Origin of the sequence: Parasphingopyxis sp. (assembly GCF_052168275.1) — a bacterium.
In the GTDB taxonomy this organism is placed as follows: domain Bacteria; phylum Pseudomonadota; class Alphaproteobacteria; order Sphingomonadales; family Sphingomonadaceae; genus Parasphingopyxis.
The window spans coordinates 18,591-33,455 of the sequence record NZ_JBQLZM010000117.1; the positions used below are offsets into that span (position 1 = coordinate 18,591).

Below are 14,865 nucleotides of genomic sequence, written 5' to 3' on the forward strand. Positions count from 1 at the left end.
TGACAGGCCCGCGCCATGGCGGATGTGAGGAAGACGCCGCCGCCGGATCTGTCCGCGCTCGCCAGGGGCGGCCGGACCAATCTGTTCGGTTTCATCCTGCGGCTCGCCGCCCGCATCCCCTTCCTGTTCATCGCCGGGCGCTGGTACGGCGCGGAGGCGCTCGGCATTTTCGCCTATGCCGTCATCGTCGTCGAGTTCGCGGCGCAACTTTCGACGCTGGGTCTCAAGCGGGGCCTCGCGGAACAGCTCTCCAAGACCGATCGGCCGCATGTCGACGTCATCTGGGATGCCATGCTCGCCGGGTTCGTCGCGTCGGCGATCGCGGTGGCATTGCTCGTCGCCTTTCCGCAGGCGATGTTCCCGAACAGCGAAATCCAGGGGCTGGAGCGGCTGCTGCCGCTGACGATCTTCGCGCTGGCGGCCTCGGACATCGCGCTCGCCGCGCTCGCCTATCGTCACGATATCGGCGCAACGGTGCGCGCCCGGGCGATCGTCGAACCCTGGACGATCAGCATCGCGGCCTTCTTTCTCGCTTTCTATTCGCTGCGCGACGGGCTGATCCTCGCCTATGTGCTCTCGATGATCGCGGCCCTGGTCGCGTCGCTCTGGCCGCTGTTGCGAACCTATGGCGTGCCGCACGGCTGGCGGCCGCATCCGGTGCGGCTGTTGCGGCTCGCCTGGGCCAATCTTCCCATGGCCGGCGCGGACGCGATCGAATGGGTATCGCGCCGGCTCGATATTGCGATACTCGGCCTGTTCTTCTCGCCCGCCATCGTCGGCATCTACTATGTCGCCCAGCAGCTCGCCTCCCTGCCGCAAAAGCTCAAGACCAGCTTCGATCCGATCCTCGGCCCGGTGATCACCCAGAATCTGCGCGACGGAAACCGCGCGGCGGTGGCCAAGCAGGTCCGTCAGGCCGGCTTCTGGATCATCGCCGCCCAGGCCGGAGTCGCGCTGGCGCTCGGGATTCCCGGCGAAGCGTGGATGGGGCTGGTCGGCGCCGCCTTTGTCGGCGGCACCGGAATTCTGGCGTTCCTCCTCGCCGCCGAGGTCGTGGCGGCAACGGCCGCCGTATCGGAAGGGGCGCTGGTCTATGTCGCGCGCCATCGCAACCTCATGATCTCCTGCTTCATGCTGGCCATGCAGGCCGGGCTGACCGTCGCGATCATCCTGATCATGCGGGAGAATGGTCTGCCCGAGCTGTACCAGGCGACCGGCCCCGCCATCGCCCTGATGCTCGCGCTCGGCATGGCGTCGATCATGAAAGCGCGGCTGCTCTCCCGCCTGCTCGGAGCGCCCGTCAGCCCCTGGCGCTGGGCCCTGGTCTGGGCGGCGGGCACGGCGACCGTTGTCGGCTATGTCGCGACCTTCACGCCTGAATGGACGGAATTGCTGATCGGCGTGCCGGCGGTCCTGGCCGCCTATTGCGCCATCATCTGGTATCGCGGCTTCGGCCCGGACGACCGGATCCTGTTCAAGATGGGCAAGCGCGAGGCGGCTTGACCCGAAGGACGGGATCGAGCCGGAAATCCTGACAATTCAGTGCCGGAAGTGCCGCATCCCGGTAAAGACCATGGCAAGACCCGCCTCGTCCGCCGCCGCGATGACTTCGTCGTCGCGGATCGAACCGCCTGGCTGGATCACGGCGGTCGCGCCCGCCTCGACCGCCGCCATCAACCCGTCGGCGAAGGGGAAGAAGGCGTCCGAGGCGACAGCCGAGCCGATCGTCCGCGGTTCGCCCCAACCGCCTTTTTCGGCTGCGTCCCTGGCTTTCCACGCCGCGATGCTCGCCGATTCCAGCCGGTTCATCTGCCCCGCGCCGATTCCCGCCGTGCTGCCGTCCTTGGCATAGACGATCGCGTTCGATTTCACATGCTTGGCCACCGTCCAGGCGAACAGGCAATCGGCCAGTTCGCGGTCCGTCGGCTGCCTTTTGGTGACGACCGTCAGATCGTCGCGCGCGATCCGCCCATTGTCGCGGCCCTGGAACAGCAGGCCGCCGGCGATCGTCTTCATCGTCAGGCCCGGCCGCGCCGGATCGGCGAAATCGCCCGTCAGGAGCAAGCGCAGATTCTTCTTCCCGGCGAAGATGGCGCGCGCTTCTTCATCGGCGTCCGGCGCGATCACGACCTCCGTGAAGATGTCGGTGATCGCCGCGGCGGTTTCGGCGTCCAGCGGCCGATTGAGGGCGACAATCCCACCAAAGGCCGAAACGGTGTCGCAGGCGAACGCCGCCTTGTACGCATCGATCGCCGAACCGGCGGCCGCGACGCCGCACGGATTGGCATGCTTGACGATCACGCAGGCGGGCTCGGCGGTATCGAATTCGGAAACCAGCTCGAGCGCCGCATCGGCATCGTTGAAATTATTGTAGCTGAGCTCCTTGCCCTGCAGCTGCTCGGCTTGGGCGATCCCGTTCGCGCCCGGCATTTCGGGTTCGTAGAGCGCCGCCGCCTGGTGCGGGTTCTCGCCGTAGCGCAACAGCTGTTTGCGGCGGACGGGGATCTGCAGCCGCTCGGGAAACTGCTCGCCCTGATCGGCAAAGGCGAACCAGCTCGCGATCATCGAATCATAGGCGGCCGTCGCTGCAAAAGCCTTTGCCGCCAAACGCTTGCGAAAATCGAGGGACGTCATGCCGTCATCGGATTCGAGCACGGCGACCAGTTCGCCATAGTCCGCCGGATCGGTCACGATCGCGACATGCGCGTGATTCTTCGCCGCCGAACGCACCATGGACGGTCCGCCGATATCGATATTCTCGATGATCTCCGGCCGATCGGCACCGCGCGCCACGGTCGCTGCGAACGGGTAGAGATTGACGACGACCAGATCGATCGCGCCGATGTCGTGCGCCTCCATCGCCGCGACATGTTCGGCATTGTCGCGCACGGCGAGCAGGCCGCCATGCACCTTGGGATGCAACGTCTTCACCCGGCCATCCATCATCTCCGGAAAGCCGGTCACGTCCGATATGTCCCGCACCGCGAGCCCGGCCTCGCGCAACGCTCTCGCGGTGCCGCCGGTCGATACCAGTTCGACGCCGTGGCGCGCGAGCGCCTGACCGAGCTCGGCCAGGCCGCTCTTGTCCGAAACGGAAAGCAGCGCGCGGGTGATTTTGACCTGTGTCATGAGGAATCCTGTTGAAAAACCGATATGTCGAAGGGCCGGCAGGCGTATGGAGAATCGCGGGCTTCCTTAGCGGCCTAGCCGGCGCGACGGAAGAGCCAGCCGATGGTCGTACCGCCGGGCGCCGCCTCGCCGGCCAGCACCAGTTGCTTGGTCTCGCACAGCCGCGACTTTTCATCGACCCAGACGCTGTCGTCGATCATCAGGCCGGTGCCGCGGCACCGGAAATGCCAGGCCGGTCCGCCCTCGACGCGCAGCAGCGCGCCCATATTGTCCGCGGTCGGCGAGACATCGACTCCCGCCCCCAGATGGAAGCGGATGGCGAAGGCCGCACCGTCCGACTTGTGGCGGCCGCCGGGGAGCAAGACATCCTCGCCGCGCAGTTCGTCGCCATCCTCCGAGAGGCCCAATTGCCGTTTGTGGACCAGGCCGAACCGCTGGACATAGCCGTCATGGCTCGCCTCGAGCCGCACGATGCCGTTGCGTTCCCGCCGGTTAAGTTCGACCTCGACCACGCCGCGCCCGAGCGAACCGTCGGGATTGAGCGCCGTCGAATTGCTGTCGGCGAGGGTCAGCGTCGAATGAGCGGCGGTGGTCCGCAGCCCGTCCGCGAAATTCTTCGGCAGCGCCGTGCCGCCGGCACCGCCGCAATTGACGACGATCCGATGGGCGCCATGCGACATTTCGAACGCCAGGGTGGACGCGCACCCGCCGGTTTCGAGACGCATCGAGGGCGGCGGCGCGGCATCGACGACGAGTACCGTATCGCCGGCTGCCATGCGCTGATAGCCCCAGTCGCGCGCCTTGCGCAGCGGCAGGGCGCGATGGCCGGTCGCCTCGACCGACGCCGCGATCCGGCGGCCCGGGATCGGCGGACCGCCCTGCCAGCTGGAAAGGCCGCCATCGCCGAGCGTGACCCCGAGCAGCGCCGGGACGGCGAAGGAGAGGGCGGAATCGAATGTCGCAGGGAACTCGATTCGCCGGGAATCATAGGCCGCCCGGAGCATTCCGAGCGTTTCGACCAGCGCGAGCTGGGCGACCGGCGACCGGCAGTTGATCCCGCCATCGGCGGTCAGCGCCTGGGACAACGCGCGTTCGAGACCCGCCTCGCCGCGCGCGACGCGCGGTTCGCCGCCCTGCACCAGAAGTCCGGCGCCGATCACACCGGCCCAGGCGCGTATCTGGGTCAGCCCGGGGCTTTCCTTGGACGCCGCCCGATCGAGATGGCGCGCGCCGCGGGCCAGCGTATTGAGGACCGCCGATCGATAGACGAGATCGTTCGACGACAGGATCAGCGGCGCATAGCTCGTCCACAGGAAAATCCGCTGGCCCCACATTTCGGGACGCCAGCCCGCCTCTGCCACCTTGCCGCCATGCGCCTCGAGCCAGTTGCGCATCAGTTTTTCGGCGATCGGCGCGATTTCCTCGCGCGAGCCCGCCGCGGCGAGATCCCGCAGCCATTCGAAACTCTGCAGGTAATCGGCGAGACCCGCCGATACGTTGAGCGTGGCGAAATCGAGATCGGCGAGGGCGATTTCCTGACCGTGGAAGAGGGCGCGGCCCTCCAGCAACGATGCACCACGCGTCCGGTCTCCCTGTATCGGATCGTCCGGCACCGCGACGAGCTTGAGGGGGAATTTTCCGCGCAACCGCAGCCGGTGCAACGGCGTGCGCCAGACCATGTGGCGGAACCGCGTCGCCAGCCGCTCGGACAGCGACAGCCCGCCATCGTCGAGGCGGATCAGCCGCCGCCCCTTGTCGATACCGTCCCGCGATTCCTCGGGCATGTCGATCCGTCCGGCGACCGTCATGCGCCCCTCAGCGCGCGGATATTGTCCGCATAGCGATCGGGACCGCCGCGGAAGGTGGCGGTGCCGGCGACCAGCGCATCGGCACCCGCCGCGATCGCGCGGGGTGCGGTTTCAGGGTCGATCCCGCCATCGACTTCGAGATCGATCGCCTTGCCGATCGCATCGATGCGCGCGCGCACCGCCTCGATCTTGCGAAGCTGGCTCTCGATGAAGCTCTGCCCGCCAAAGCCCGGATTGACGCTCATCACGAGGACGAGGTCGATATCCTCGAGCAGATAGTCGAGCGTGTCGACCGGCGTCGCCGGATTGAGCGAGATGCCCGCGCGCTTGCCGAGCGACTTGATATGCTGGACCGTCCGGTGGACATGGGGGCCGGCTTCGGGATGGACGGTGATGGTGTCGGCGCCGGCTTCGGCAAAGCCGTCCAGAAAGGCATCGACCGGCGATATCATCAGATGGACGTCGAACGGTTTGTCGGTGTGGGAGCGCAATGCCTTCACGACGCCGGGTCCGATGGTCAGGTTGGGGACGAAATGCCCGTCCATCACGTCGATATGGATCCAGTCCGCGCCGGCTTCGTCGATCGCACGGACCTCTTCCCCCAGCCTGGCAAAGTCTGCGGAAAGGATCGAGGGCGCTATGCGGACAGGCCGGGCCATAATCGCGCAGACTTAGGAGAGGGCCGCGAATCGGGCAAGCAGGCGAAGCGGCCCGCGAAGACTATTTGGGGATAAGATGCGCAGTTTGCGCGATCAAAGCCTAGCTGTGCCGAAAACGGACAAGAAAAAAGCCGTCGGCGCCGCCCGGATCCGCGATCTGACCCGGCAGAATACGAAGCCAGCCCTCGGGCGACGGAGAGAGCCCGGCCGGCAGCATCGCCGGATCGACGGGGTCGATGGCGAAAGCCGGATGCGCGGCGAGGAAATCCTGGGCCACCGTTTCGCCTTCGGCCGGCTCGAGCGAACAGACCGCGTAGACGAGCACGCCGCCGGGCTTCAGCCAACGCAAAGCGCGGTCGAGCATCGCCATCTGGATCTCGGCGCTTTCCGCTATGATCCGAGGGGTCGCGCGGTAGAGGACGTCGGGGTGGCGGCGGAAGATGCCGGTCGCCGAACAGGGGGCGTCGATCAGGATGGCATCGTATCGCTCGGCCGTTGCCCAATGAAGCGCGTCCGCCGTGACCAGCTCGGCCGAAAGGCCCGTCCGTTCGAGATTGTCCGAAAGTCGCGCCAGACGACTTTCGGCCCGGTCGAGCGCAGTCACCCGCCAGCCCTGCGCCGCCAGCTGGAGCGTCTTGCCGCCCGGCGCCGCGCACAGATCGAGCGCCTGGCGGCCCTCGCCCGCACCGAACAGCCTGGCCGGCAGGGACGCGGAAATATCCTGCACCCACCATTGGCCGTCCGCATAGCCGGGCAGATCGACGACCGACGCCCGCTCGCAGCGCACATGGCCCGGAATCAGGCTCCGTCCGCCGAGCCGGTCCGCCCATTCCGCCGTCGCCGCTGGATCGGTAAGGGTGAGATCGAGCGGCGGGGGCGCGGCGATCGCGCGCGCCGCGGCCGACACCATGGCGTCGCCCCAGTTATCCCGCCAGCGCAGCGCCACCGGGTCGGGCAGGGCTGGGATCTCCGGCAGTTGTACGTCCTGCCGCGACAACGTGCCGAACACGCCGTGCGCGAGCCGTTTCGGTCCGCCGGCGAGCAGGGGCAGCGCGGTCGAGATGGCGGCATGATGCGGCGTACCCAGCGCGAGGGCCTGGGCGAGCGCCATGCGCAGCACCATGCGCGCCTTCGCATTGTCGGGCAGCGGCCGCTGGGTCGCGCTGTCGATCAGACGGTCATAGTCGGGAAGCCGGCGCAGCACTTCGCCCGCGATGGCGGCGGCAAGCCCGCGGTCGTCGGCGCGTTTCAGATGTCGGAACGCGCGGCCCATCGCCGCATCGACCGATTTGCCCTGGCGCAGAACGGCATCGAGCAGCTGCAGCGCCGCCCGCCGGCTTTCAACGCCCTGCGCCGCCCCCGGAACATCTGGCCCGCTCAGCGATCGCGCCCGTACGGATCAAGCGCGCTGCCGCGCCGCGCAGCCTCCTGGCCCAGCATCTCGCCGGTGCCGAAGGATCGCGCCGGGCCGCTGTCGATGACCGCGGCCATCTTTTCGAGTTCCGCGATCCGGCTACCGGTGTCCGGATGCGTCGAGAAGAGGCTGCGCGCCCCGCCGAACAGGGCCGGCACGATATAAAGCTGCGCGGCCGCAGGATTGCGATCGACGACCGGGTTATGGATCTTGGACGCGCCGTGGGCGAGCTTGGCCAGCGCCGTCGCCAACGCTCTCGGCTTGCCGGAAATTTCGGCGCCGCCGCGGTCCGCGCCATATTCGCGGGTCCGGCTGATCGCCATCTGGACGATCATCGCGGCGAACGGTGCGATGAAGACGGCGACAAGCGCGGCGATCCCCGCCCGTCCGCCGCCGTCGCGGAAGAAATAGCCGTAACTCGCCAGCATCGAGATCGCGCCGGCGATCGTCGCTGTCATCGTCATGATCAGCGTATCGCGGTTGCGGACATGGGCGAGTTCGTGCGCCATCACGCCTTCGATTTCGTCGCGATCGAGAATCTCGAGCAGGCCCGAAGTCGCCGCAACCGCGGCATTTTCCGGATTGCGGCCGGTGGCGAACGCGTTGGGATGCGGCGAATCGATGATATAGACTTTGGGCATCGGCAGCCCGGCCTTCTGCGCGAGTTGCTGGACGAGGCCATAGAATTCCGGCGCCGTGCGCGCGTCGACCTCGCGGGCATTGTGCATGCGCAAAACGATCTTGTCGGCATTCCAATAGGTGAAGATATTCATGCCCGCCGCCACGATCAGCGCGAGGATCATCCCCATGCGGCCGCCGAGCATCAGCCCGACACCCATAAAGAGCGCGGTCATCACCGCCAGCATGATAAGCGTTTTGAACTGGTTCACCTTGCGTCTCCGTCTTCAAGCCCCGAAATGGGGATTGGCAGGCAATTTGGCAATTGGAGGACGATATGGCTGGAAAACGCCCCGACTGGGTCAAGGTTCCCGCGCATCTATCGGAAAACCCGCCGGTTCCCGAGCCGAAAGCCGCCGAACCGAAAGCCGAACAGGGCGGCAAGGACGGTCTCGAACCCACGCGCTATGGCGATTGGGAGCATGAGGGCATCTGCTGGGATTTCTGAGGCCCTAGCGCTCGCTCTTCAGCGGACGCGCCATCAGCGCTTCGACCGTCGCATCGACCGACGTTGCGCCTTCGAGCATCGCGCAGACCGCCTCGGTGATCGGCATCTCGACCCCGGCATCATGCGCCGCTTCGCGCAGCACCGGGGCCGTATGCGCGCCTTCGGCGACCGTCGTCCGGTCCGCCAGCAACTCTTCGGCCGACCTGCCTTCGCCGAGCCCCTTGCCGAGCGAGAAGTTGCGCGAATTCGTCGAGGAACAGGTCAGCACGAGATCGCCCAGTCCCGATAGCCCGGCCAATGTTTCCGCCTCGGCGCCGCGCGCCAGGCCGAAACGCGTCATCTCGGCAAAGCCCCGGGAGATCAGCGCCGCACGCGCATTCTGGCCGAGCCGTTTTCCCTCCACGACGCCGCAGGCGATCGCCAGCACATTCTTGACCGCCCCGCCGATTTCGGCGCCGACAACGTCCTTCGACAGATAGGGCCGGAACGCCGAATTCGCGAGACGCCGGGCAAGCGCCTGGCCGAGTACCTGGTCCTCGCACGCCAGGGTCACCGCCGCCGGCAGGCCGGCCGCAACTTCGTGCGCGAAGGTCGGACCGGAGAGAACGGCGATCGGCGAGCCCGGATAGACCTCGGCCGCGACCTCGCTCATCAGCTTCTTCGACCCGGCCTCGATCCCCTTGGCGCAGAGGATCAGGGGCGCGAAACCGATCGAGGCGGAGCCGAGAATATTGCGGACATGCTGGGCCGGAGCGACGACCAGAATGGCGTCGCAATCGGCCAGGTCGTCGAGCTGGCTCGTCGCCCGGATCTTGCGCGACAACTGGATATTGGGGAGGAACAGCGGATTGGCGCATTGATCGTTGATCGCGCGGACGACCTCGCCCTCGCGCGCCCAGAGGATGACGGGATCGCCCTCCGCCGCCGCGCTCTGCGCCAGCGCCGTGCCCCAGGCACCGCCGCCGATGACGCCGATCGTCTTTATCGTCATGCCTTCACTCCTGCACCCCGGGCCTTAGCCGCATCGACGTCGAGCGGCCAGCGGGCGCGGGCCGGAATGTCGAGCGGATCGGTCAGGCCCGCGCGCAAACGCTCGGCCCCCGCCCAGGCGATCATCGCGGCATTGTCGGTGCACAGCCAGGGCGGCGGGGCAATGAAGGGCAGGCCCGAATCCGCGGCCAGCGCCTCGAGCGCCCGACGGATCGCCCGGTTGGACGCGACGCCGCCCGCGACCACCAGCGCATGGACGGTACCGATCGATCCCAGCGCCTTCGCTGTCCGGTCGACCAGACAGTCGATCACCGCCGCCTGAAAGCTCGCCGCTATGTCTTCGGGTGCATATCGGCCGCTGTCGCGCGCCCGCAGCACCGCCGATTTGAGCCCGGCGAAGGAAAAATGGGGTTCGGCGGTGCCGACCAGCGGGCGCGGCAGGGATACGGCCTCCGGGTCGCCGCTCTCGGCCGCCTTCTCGACCGCCGGCCCGCCCGGAAAACCGAGCCTCAGCAATTTCGCCGTCTTGTCGAAAGCCTCGCCCGCCGCATCGTCGATCGTCGTCGCAAGCCGCCGATAGGCGCCGACGCCCTCGACCAGCAGCAGCTGGCAATGGCCGCCCGACACGAGCAGCAGCAGATAGGGGAATTCCAGCGACGGATCGGCAAGCCGCGGCGACAGGGCATGGCCCTCGAGATGATTGACCGCGACCAACGGCTTGCCGCCGGCGAGCGCCAACGCCTTGCCCGTCATCAGCCCGACCATCACGCCGCCGATCAGGCCCGGCCCTGCCGTCGCCGCCACCGCATCGATATCCGACAAGGAAAGCCCTGATTTCTCAAATACTTGTGCTACCAGTGGCGTCATGACGTCGACATGGGCCCGCGCCGCGATTTCGGGCACGACGCCGCCAAAAGGCCGATGCGCCTCTTCCTGCCCCGCCAACGTATGCGCAAGGATTTCGCGCTCGCCCGTCACCAGCGCGGCCGCGGTTTCATCGCAGCTCGATTCGAGACCCAGAATGATCGCCATCGCCCTTCCCTGCCACCGCATCCCGGGCTAGCACAAGCCTTATGGACACTCCTCTCCGGCTCGGCACGCGAGGCTCGCCGCTCGCCATGGCTCAGGCCCATATGGTCAGGGCGGCGCTGATCGAAACGCACGGAATGGCCGATCGCGACATTGCGATAGTTACCGTCAAGACCACGGGCGACCGGGTTCAGGACCGGCCCCTGGCCGAGATCGGCGGCAAGGCGCTGTGGACGAAGGAGCTGGATCGCGCGCTTGGCGAGGGCGAGATCGACTTCGCCGTTCATTCCATGAAGGATGTCGAGACGATCCGGCCCGCCGCGATCGTCCTTGCGGCGAACCTCCCCCGCGCCGATGTGCGCGAACGGCTGATCGGCGCGGCCGACCTGGACGAGCTGCCGAAGGGCGCCAGGGTAGGCACGTCCTCGCCGCGGCGGGCGGCGCAGTTGCTCAACCTCCGGCCGGATCTCTCGATCGAGACGCTGCGCGGCAATGTCGCGACGCGGCTGGCGGCGGTCGAGAGCGGTGCGGTCGACGCCACGCTGCTGGCCGCAGCCGGACTGGACCGGCTCGGCCATGGCGATATCGGTACGGGCATTCCGGTGGAGACGCTGTTGCCGGCCGCGCAGCAGGGGGCGATCGGCATCGAAACGCTGGCGGAAAACGACGCGGTCCGATCGCTGATCGGCGCCATCAACGATCCCGAAACGTTCCATTGCATCGAGGCCGAGCGCGCACTGCTCTATGCGCTCGGCGCCGATTGCCATTCGCCGGTGGCTGCATGGGCGCATATCCGCGATGACGTCATGACCGTGCATGCCGAGCTGCTCCTCCACGACGGAAGCGACAGGATCGCCCTTTCCGCCGAGGGCCCGCCGCCCAACCGTCTGGAAATCGGCCGAAATCTGGGGCGAGCGCTGCTCGATGGCGCGAGTCCGGCAGTCCGGGCGCTGTTCGCGGGATGACGTCACGGCTTGTCGTCCTGCGCCCCGAACCGGGCTCCAGCATGACGGCGGATCGCGCCCGGAAGGAGGGTTGGGCCACGATAGTCATGCCGCTGTTCGAGGTGACGCCGCTGGACTGGGATCCGCCCGCGCCCGACGCCTTCGACGCGGTACTGATGACGAGCGCCAACAGCGCGCGGTTTGGCGGCATCGGGCTGGCCCGCTACCACTATCTGCCGCTATATGCGGTTGGCGCGCAGACCGCCGATGTGGCGCGCGCGTTCGGTTTCGAAACGATCATCGCCGGGTCTTCGGGCGTCACGGAGATGGCGGACCGGCTGCGCGCCGACGGCTTACGCCGCATCTTTCACCCGGCGGGCGAAGCGACGCGTCCCTTCGACGAGACCGGGCTCGCCGTCACGCGAACTCCCGTCTACGCCGCGACCCGTATAGCGCCGCCCGATCTGGCGGACATGGTCGACAGCGGCGATATCCTTCTCGTCCACTCGCCGCGCGCCGGCCGGTATCTGGACGAACTATGCGCAGCGCAAGCCGTTGCGCGCGGCGGGCTCTCGCTCGTGGCGATCAGCGAGGCCGCGCTCGCCGCGGCGGGACAGGGCTGGCGAACCGCCATCGCCGCCGAGCGGCCGACCGATGACGCCATGCTCGCCGCTGCATCCTCACTAGGCGGGGCCGGTGCGATCGGGTAAAGCATCCGCCCGGTGCGCTTGGCCGCACATATCTAAGGAAGCTGGAACCGCCTTATGCCGCGCGATTACGAGCCGATCGAAACCGAGGACACCCCGCGGCGATCCCTGATCCGCGTCCTCATCATCGCCGGCGTCGCCTTTCTGGGCGGGGTCATCGGGATGGGCTGGTTCCTCGTCAATTACGGCGGATCCATGGGCGTCCTCGCGGTCGAAGAGGAAGCCCCGGCGTCGCCGGAAAGCACCGCGGCGGTGGCGGCGCTCGAACGGCAGCTCGACGAGACCGAACTCGGAACGCCCGGAGCCCCGGTCGGCGAAGCGCCCGATCCGGCCGAGATCGAGGCCGATCGCGCCACCCTGGCCCGGCGCGTCGCCCAGCTCGAGGACCGGATCGACCGGATCGGCACGCGCGCGGGCGCGGCCGCCGGCAACGCCGATCGCGCCGAAGGGCTGCTGGTTGCCTTTGCCGCGCGCCGCGCGCTCGATCGCGGCGTCGCGCTCGGCTATATCGAAGGCCTGCTGCGCGAACGCTTCGGCCGGTCGGCTCCCGAAGCGGTGGCCCGCGTGATCGCGGCATCGCAGCAGCCGGTGACGCTGGACGGGCTGCAATCCCGCCTGACCGCGCTCGAACCGGCGCTGATCGGCATCGGCGAAGGCGAAAGCTGGTGGGATGCGACGCGCCGCGAATTCTCCGAGCTTTTCGTTCTCAGGGAAGAGGGCACGCCCTCGCCCGCGCCGCGCCAACGGCTTCAACGCGCCCGCGACAAGCTGGCCGTCGGTCAGGTGGATACGGCGCTCGCCGAAATCCTCCGCCTGCCGGGCCGCGAGGAGGCCGATCAGTGGATCGCCGATGCCCGCCGCTATATCGCCGCGCGCAACGCGCTCGACCGGATCGAGACGATTGCGTTGATGGAGCCCCGCATCGCGGAACGGCAAAGGCAGCGCGAGGAGGCCGCGCGCGAAGAGGCCGAGTAAACGCGCGACGCTTCCGATCGCGGTGTCCGGCGACCCGGCTGCGCTATTTTTCTCTGGCCCGCTCCAGAACACGCCGCGCCTGCAGCAAATGCGGTCGATCGAGCATCTTTCCGTCGAGACCGATCGTGCCGAGATCCGGATTGGCGGCGAACAGGTCGACGACCGTGCGGGCATGTTCGATTTCGGCCTCGCTCGGCGTGAACGCCGCGTTGATGACGGGGACCTGGGCCGGGTGGATCGCGAGCTTGCCTGTAAAGCCTTCGCGCCGGCCCTTCTCGCAATCGGCCTTCAATCCCGCTTCGTCCCGGAAATCGCCGTACAGGCTGTCGACGGGCTGGACGTCCGCCGCCACCGCGCCCGCCAGGCAGAGCGAGCGGGCCAGCCGATAGGTGAAACTGAGTTCGCCGTCTGTGTCGAACTTGCTCGATGCGCCGAGCGCAGCGGAAAGGTCTTCGGCGCCCCAGGTAAGGGCCGCGAGCCGGTCGCTCACCCCGGCATAGCTGCCCAGACCGAACAGACTGGCCGCCGTTTCGGTGGCGACGGCGCTGATTTTCGTCGCGCCGACCGGAATGCGCTGCGCGCCTTCCTCGGCGTCTAGCATACGGCGCAGCGTGTGGATATCCGCGCCGCTCTCGGTTTTCGGAACCATGACGCCATAGGGCCGCGCACGGATGATCGCGGCGAGATCCGCCTCGGCCAGACCGCTGTCGAGCGGATTGATCCGAACCCACAGCTGCGCGCGATCGCGATCGGCGTCCGCCACCGCGGCCGCCGCGGTTTCGCGAGCGGCGGGCTTGTTCGCTTCGGCGACCGAATCCTCCAGATCGAGGATGATCGCATCGGCCTCGCCGTCCAGCGCCTTGGCGATCTTCCGGTCGCTGTCCGCCGGGACGAACAGCCAGCTTCTGGGGATGGTCGGCATGGAAGCGGCGTCTATCCTTCCGCCATGTCGGGCAGGTCGATGATGCATTCCTGGATGCCGCGCGAGATGAACTGCCCGGCGGCCAGCGCCTGCGCTTCGTCGAGATCGGGGCGCAGGCGCTGCGCCTCCGCCTCGTCTTCGGCGATGGTCGCGATCACGAAGGCATGGGTTTCGGGCGACAGCCCCTGCGCCTGTTCGTCGAGACAGTCGCAGATATCGGCCGATAGATTGCCCTGCGCATTGCAGGCCGCGGCAAAGTCGCCCGGTCCGGGCGCCGTGCCGCCACCGCAGGCCGCAAGGCCGGTCATGGCGAAAAGGGCAAGAGCGAGCGGCGCGCGGGACGCGAGGACGGCATGCATATTCTGTCTCCCGATCGGTAGAGGCGATTGATTCGAGCCGGATCATGCCCGAACGACAGGGACCGCGCAAATGCGTAAAGCCCCTGATTGCCGGGCCATCCGCTTGACAGCGGACCGGCGATGAAACACGCCGGAACCGGTTCATTGTCCGCCCGCGACCCAGGTGCTCGCCCATGCTGCCCTCGCTGATCGTTATCGACGATTTCCTCCGCGATCCGCATGGCGCGCGCCGTCAGGCGCTGGCTCTCGATTACGATCCCGCCTTCAAGAAGGGCAATTATCCGGGGCTGCTCTCGACCAGGCCGCTCGCGATCGAGGGACTCGAGGCCAGCGTATCGCGGATCGTCGGCACGCCGGTAAAAGCCGATCCGAACACCAGCCACGGCCATTGCCGGCTGACGCTGAAGGCCGACAAGGGCCGCAGCGGCGTGCATATCGATCCGTGTTTCTATTCGGGCATCCTGTATCTGAGCCTTGACGAGCATTGCCGCGGCGGCACCGATTTCTTCCGGCACCGGCGAACGGGGCTCGACGCGGTGCCGAACGACCCGGCCAAACTGGCGGCAACCGGCTATGCCGACCCCAACCTGCTGATCGAGGATGTCATCAACACGGACACGACGAAGCCGGGCAAGTGGGAGCGCATCTCGCGCATCCCGATGCGGTTCAACCGGCTGATCCTGTTCAAGCCCTGGCAGTTCCATAACGCCGGGCCGGGATTCGGAACGAGTCCGGAGACCGGCCGGCTCGTCCATCTGATGTTCTTCGCCGCCGCGGGTTGACGCTCGACTCATCGCCGGCCC

General features: G+C 67.7%; 15 protein-coding genes. 6 read left to right on the forward strand and 9 right to left on the reverse strand.

The annotated features are described in order from the left end of the window. The first annotated feature begins 15 nt into the window (after window positions 1-15). The gene (locus tag ACTS1X_RS10555) at window positions 16-1,503 is read left to right on the forward strand and encodes a lipopolysaccharide biosynthesis protein (protein ID WP_442614354.1); all 1,488 of its coding nucleotides are present in this window, start codon (window positions 16-18) and stop codon (window positions 1,501-1,503) included. 36 nt (window positions 1,504-1,539) lie between these two features. Here the strand turns inward: ACTS1X_RS10555 and purH are convergent, their stop codons facing one another. From purH to htpX, 5 genes are all read right to left on the reverse strand, one after another. Next, entirely contained in the window at window positions 1,540-3,129 is a 1,590-nt protein-coding gene (gene purH, locus ACTS1X_RS10560; protein WP_442614355.1) for a bifunctional phosphoribosylaminoimidazolecarboxamide formyltransferase/IMP cyclohydrolase, read from the reverse strand. Window positions 3,130-3,203: 74 nt separating this feature from the next. Continuing rightward, window positions 3,204-4,937, reverse strand: a complete 1,734-nt coding sequence (locus ACTS1X_RS10565) for a heparinase II/III family protein (RefSeq protein ID WP_442614356.1) — start codon at window positions 4,935-4,937, stop codon at window positions 3,204-3,206. Beyond that, window positions 4,934-5,596, reverse strand: coding sequence for a ribulose-phosphate 3-epimerase (gene rpe / locus ACTS1X_RS10570; protein ID WP_442614357.1), 663 nt, complete (start codon window positions 5,594-5,596; stop codon window positions 4,934-4,936). Before rpe ends, ACTS1X_RS10565 begins: the two co-directional genes overlap by 4 nt. Window positions 5,597-5,696: 100 nt before the next feature. Continuing rightward, window positions 5,697-6,977, reverse strand: a complete 1,281-nt coding sequence (locus ACTS1X_RS10575) for an RsmB/NOP family class I SAM-dependent RNA methyltransferase (RefSeq protein WP_442614393.1) — start codon at window positions 6,975-6,977, stop codon at window positions 5,697-5,699. Next, the gene (htpX, locus tag ACTS1X_RS10580) at window positions 6,974-7,900 is read right to left on the reverse strand and encodes a zinc metalloprotease HtpX (protein WP_442614358.1); all 927 of its coding nucleotides are present in this window, start codon (window positions 7,898-7,900) and stop codon (window positions 6,974-6,976) included. The genes ACTS1X_RS10575 and htpX overlap by 4 nt, the downstream gene beginning before the upstream one ends. A gap of 65 nt (window positions 7,901-7,965) precedes the next feature. Here htpX and ACTS1X_RS10585 point away from each other — a divergent pair, with 65 nt between their 5' ends. Continuing rightward, a complete protein-coding gene (locus ACTS1X_RS10585) occupies window positions 7,966-8,136 on the forward strand; it encodes a DUF1674 domain-containing protein (RefSeq protein WP_442614359.1) in 171 nt (56 codons plus the stop codon). A 4-nt stretch (window positions 8,137-8,140) separates the two neighbouring features. On the opposite strand, the gene ACTS1X_RS10590 is transcribed toward ACTS1X_RS10585, so the two are convergent. Beyond that, entirely contained in the window at window positions 8,141-9,127 is a 987-nt protein-coding gene (locus ACTS1X_RS10590) for an NAD(P)H-dependent glycerol-3-phosphate dehydrogenase (protein WP_442614360.1), read from the reverse strand. Next, window positions 9,124-10,158, reverse strand: a complete 1,035-nt coding sequence (gene tsaD / locus ACTS1X_RS10595; RefSeq protein ID WP_442614361.1) for a tRNA (adenosine(37)-N6)-threonylcarbamoyltransferase complex transferase subunit TsaD — start codon at window positions 10,156-10,158, stop codon at window positions 9,124-9,126. Before tsaD ends, ACTS1X_RS10590 begins: the two co-directional genes overlap by 4 nt. Window positions 10,159-10,199: 41 nt before the next feature. On the opposite strand from tsaD, the gene hemC reads away from it, so the two are divergent. Genes hemC through ACTS1X_RS10610 form a run of 3 tightly spaced genes read left to right on the forward strand, consistent with a single transcriptional unit; the run spans window position 10,200 to window position 12,781 of the window. After that, entirely contained in the window at window positions 10,200-11,120 is a 921-nt protein-coding gene (hemC, locus tag ACTS1X_RS10600; protein ID WP_442614362.1) for a hydroxymethylbilane synthase, read from the forward strand. After that, window positions 11,117-11,809, forward strand: coding sequence for a uroporphyrinogen-III synthase (locus ACTS1X_RS10605; RefSeq protein WP_442614363.1), 693 nt, complete (start codon window positions 11,117-11,119; stop codon window positions 11,807-11,809). The genes hemC and ACTS1X_RS10605 overlap by 4 nt, the downstream gene beginning before the upstream one ends. 54 nt (window positions 11,810-11,863) lie before the next feature. After that, on the forward strand, window positions 11,864-12,781 hold the full coding sequence (locus tag ACTS1X_RS10610; protein ID WP_442614364.1) for a hypothetical protein: 918 nt from the start codon (window positions 11,864-11,866) through the stop codon (window positions 12,779-12,781). Window positions 12,782-12,824: 43 nt separating this feature from the next. Here the strand turns inward: ACTS1X_RS10610 and ACTS1X_RS10615 are convergent, their stop codons facing one another. Both ACTS1X_RS10615 and ACTS1X_RS10620 read right to left on the reverse strand, forming a co-directional pair. Next, a complete protein-coding gene (locus tag ACTS1X_RS10615) occupies window positions 12,825-13,703 on the reverse strand; it encodes an HpcH/HpaI aldolase/citrate lyase family protein (protein ID WP_442614365.1) in 879 nt (292 codons plus the stop codon). Window positions 13,704-13,714: 11 nt separating this feature from the next. Further along, complete coding sequence (locus ACTS1X_RS10620) at window positions 13,715-14,062, reverse strand: hypothetical protein (protein ID WP_442614366.1); 348 nt, start codon at window positions 14,060-14,062, stop codon at window positions 13,715-13,717. A 173-nt stretch (window positions 14,063-14,235) separates the two neighbouring features. Between ACTS1X_RS10620 and ACTS1X_RS10625 the strand changes: the two genes are divergently transcribed. Continuing rightward, a complete protein-coding gene (locus tag ACTS1X_RS10625; RefSeq protein ID WP_442614367.1) occupies window positions 14,236-14,844 on the forward strand; it encodes a DUF6445 family protein in 609 nt (202 codons plus the stop codon). Window positions 14,845-14,865 lie beyond the last annotated feature (21 nt).

Excerpts from the sequence above, each read along its gene's own strand:
- ACTS1X_RS10555 (WP_442614354.1), top strand. The coding sequence starts at position 16 with ATGGCGGATGTGAGGAAGACGCCGCCGCCGGATCTGTCCGCGCTCGCC.
- purH (WP_442614355.1), bottom strand. The coding sequence starts at position 3,129 with ATGACACAGGTCAAAATCACCCGCGCGCTGCTTTCCGTTTCGGACAAG.
- ACTS1X_RS10565 (WP_442614356.1), bottom strand. The coding sequence starts at position 4,937 with ATGACGGTCGCCGGACGGATCGACATGCCCGAGGAATCGCGGGACGGT.
- rpe (WP_442614357.1), bottom strand. The coding sequence starts at position 5,596 with ATGGCCCGGCCTGTCCGCATAGCGCCCTCGATCCTTTCCGCAGACTTT.
- ACTS1X_RS10585 (WP_442614359.1), top strand. The coding sequence starts at position 7,966 with ATGGCTGGAAAACGCCCCGACTGGGTCAAGGTTCCCGCGCATCTATCG.
- ACTS1X_RS10590 (WP_442614360.1), bottom strand. The coding sequence starts at position 9,127 with ATGACGATAAAGACGATCGGCGTCATCGGCGGCGGTGCCTGGGGCACG.
- tsaD (WP_442614361.1), bottom strand. The coding sequence starts at position 10,158 with ATGGCGATCATTCTGGGTCTCGAATCGAGCTGCGATGAAACCGCGGCC.
- hemC (WP_442614362.1), top strand. The coding sequence starts at position 10,200 with ATGGACACTCCTCTCCGGCTCGGCACGCGAGGCTCGCCGCTCGCCATG.
- ACTS1X_RS10605 (WP_442614363.1), top strand. The coding sequence starts at position 11,117 with ATGACGTCACGGCTTGTCGTCCTGCGCCCCGAACCGGGCTCCAGCATG.
- ACTS1X_RS10610 (WP_442614364.1), top strand. The coding sequence starts at position 11,864 with ATGCCGCGCGATTACGAGCCGATCGAAACCGAGGACACCCCGCGGCGA.
- ACTS1X_RS10615 (WP_442614365.1), bottom strand. The coding sequence starts at position 13,703 with ATGCCGACCATCCCCAGAAGCTGGCTGTTCGTCCCGGCGGACAGCGAC.
- ACTS1X_RS10620 (WP_442614366.1), bottom strand. The coding sequence starts at position 14,062 with ATGCATGCCGTCCTCGCGTCCCGCGCGCCGCTCGCTCTTGCCCTTTTC.
- ACTS1X_RS10625 (WP_442614367.1), top strand. The coding sequence starts at position 14,236 with ATGCTGCCCTCGCTGATCGTTATCGACGATTTCCTCCGCGATCCGCAT.